Source organism: Candidatus Cloacimonadota bacterium, from assembly GCA_034661015.1.
Lineage (GTDB): Bacteria > Cloacimonadota > Cloacimonadia > JGIOTU-2 > JGIOTU-2 > JAYEKN01.
Genome location: JAYEKN010000187.1, coordinates 1 through 2,599, shown reverse-complemented (window position 1 = coordinate 2,599; position 2,599 = coordinate 1). Strand labels below are relative to the sequence as shown.

Annotated in this window: 1 protein-coding gene; it reads left to right on the top strand. The window is 36.2% G+C overall.

The window, feature by feature from the left end:
• Positions 1–165 precede the first annotated feature (165 nt).
• The gene (selB, locus tag U9P79_07080; GenBank protein MEA2104384.1) at positions 166–2,103 is read left to right on the top strand and encodes a selenocysteine-specific translation elongation factor; all 1,938 of its coding nucleotides are present in this window, start codon (positions 166–168) and stop codon (positions 2,101–2,103) included.
• The last annotated feature ends 496 nt before the right edge of the window (positions 2,104–2,599 follow it).

Below are 2,599 nucleotides of genomic sequence, written 5' to 3'. Positions count from 1 at the left end.
GCTGCGGGGTAAGTCCAGACAGCAAATTTTTTTTAAAAAGAAAGGATATTTTAAATGTCTCATTCATTAACAAGAATTTGGATTCATTTCGTTTGGAGCACAAAAGGCAGATTTCCCTATAATGATTCACTTTTTTCGTGTATTTCGTGGTAAAAACATTTTAACATGAAACATTTTACAATGGGAACTGCCGGTCATGTGGATCATGGCAAAACCGCATTAATAAAAGCGCTAACTCAGTTCGATTGCGATACTCACAAAGAGGAAAAAGAGCGAGGAATCACGATAAACCTCGGCTTCACTCATCTTGAAATTTCAGAAGATGAGAGCATCGGAATAATTGATGTGCCGGGGCACAAAGACTTTATAAACACAATGGTTGCCGGGGCAAGCACGATTGATTTTGTCATGCTGGTTATCGCTGCGGATAGTGGTATTATGCCCCAAACCATCGAGCATCTGAATATTATGAAAATTTTGGGCATTGATAGGGGATTTGTAGTTTTGACCAAGACTGATCTTGTGGATGAGGAATTGCTTTTACTTGCGGAAGAAGAAATATCTGATTTTGTAAGCGGAACATTTTTGGAAGAATTTCCAGTTATAAAAACTTCTGTAAAATCCGGTGAGGGTTTGAATGATGTGCGGGAATGTATTGCAAAAATAATTGAAACCGATAAGAAGCATTCTGTGGCAGATGTTTTTCGGATGTATATTGATCGGATTTTTACAGTTCAGGGATTTGGGACTGTTATTAACGGTTCAGCACTTGGGGGAAGTATTTCGCAGGATGATAAATTATATTTGCTGCCGGATGAAAAAGAGTTGCGAATTCGAAGCATTCAACGTTTTGGTAATGAAGTGAAAAAAGTTTTCCGCGGGGATAGAACATCCATAAATATAGTTGGATTGAGCAAAAACGAATTCAAGTCTGGAATGGTTGTTGCCGACAGGATCATCAAAGGTTCCAAGATGTTGGATGCCAGAATAGAGATTTTTGAGCATGACCGCACAATCGGAACCCGAACTGATGTGATTTTTTTGCTCGGAACTTATGCAGCCCAAGCAAGGATGCACCTTTTGGATAATGATCAACTTAGTCCTAAACAATCGGGATTAGTACAATTCCATTTGGATTTTCCTTGTGTGGCAATCTACGGCGATCGGTTTGTGATTAGAAGCACCTCAAATGATGTTACGCTTGGCGGAGGAGAAATTGTTGATACTCACCCTCTTCACCATCGCAGAAGAACTGAAAAAATGGTTAACAATTTGAGCCAATTGGTCCGGGATGGTTTGCGTGGATTGATTGTTGCCGAATTGAAAAAACGAAAAATGTGTTTATCAACAGCCAAAATCGCAAAATCACTCGGTGTTTCCCAAAAGAAAATTGAAGATACGGTTTTTTCTTCTAATGAAAAAGATTTGTCAGTTGTTTCTGAAAACACTACTCATTATCTAATCATTAAAGAATTAAAGGAAAATCTTAAAAATAGAATTTTGGAAGACCTAAGAATGTATCACGAGAGAAATTATCTTGATGTGCAAGGCAAAAATTTCCAAGAGATTATGGGGATTTTTAATGCAAAGCGTTATAAAGAAATGAAGAAGATGATTCAAATTATGATAGAGGAACTTGAACAAAATGGCAAATTAAAAAGAGTGGGAAATACTTGGACTTTATCTTCTTATAAAGTTAATATATCAGCATCCGACAAGAAGCAGATTGAAATAGTTGAGGAATATTTTAAAAATCTTGGTTTTAATAATCCAAAAACCAAGATCATTCACAACGAGATGAAACTGCATGGAATTGAGGAAAATAAATTCCAGTTGATCGTAATCTATTTGGTCAACACGAAAGTTTTAAAAAATGTGGAAGGAAATTTTATCCATTCTCAAATTTATGAACAGGCGAAGGAAAAATTACTTGATTTCCTGAATAAAAATCTAGGGGGGATTAAAGTAGGTGAATTTAGGGATATTTTACACAGCAACAGAACTTTCACAATGAATGTATTGAAGATTTTTGATGATGAAGGTGTTACAGCCCGTAGGGGTGATAGGCGAGTATTAAAAGGAAAATCAGCTCCACAAAAATAATGGAGTAATGCATTTGGTGGTATTGATTCTGTGAAAACACTTACTACGAAGTTCAACACTTTAAGTGTTGTGATTTCTTATTTTCGGGTACAACGGGTTTTACCCGCAGTTATTCAAATTCTACTCATTCGGAGTATTTAATGATTATTAGAAAATTTTACTCAAAACGCCATAAATGCTGTAAATCCAACCTTTTACATTTTATAACGCCGTGAACGGCGTGGATTATTTCTTCTTTCTCATTTCCCAGTCCTGAAGGACTGGGCTATTTTTCTTTTGTTTTTCATTCATATATGTGAAAAACCGGACTATTTCGTTTTTTATTCTTCATCCATACTCGCGAAGAATGGGGGCTATTTCGTTTTGATCTTTTTAATAGCCTATGCGTTCACGCATAGGATAAATATATAAACAAAAATATCAGGGCATTTATGCCCTTCCGATAGAGAAGGAACAACTGTAATTGTAAATCTCAATTCCCCCATCACAAGCAAAA

Bases quoted from the DNA above. Each gene is read 5' to 3' on its own strand.
- selB (MEA2104384.1), top strand. From the start codon at position 166: ATGAAACATTTTACAATGGGAACTGCCGGTCATGTGGATCATGGCAAA.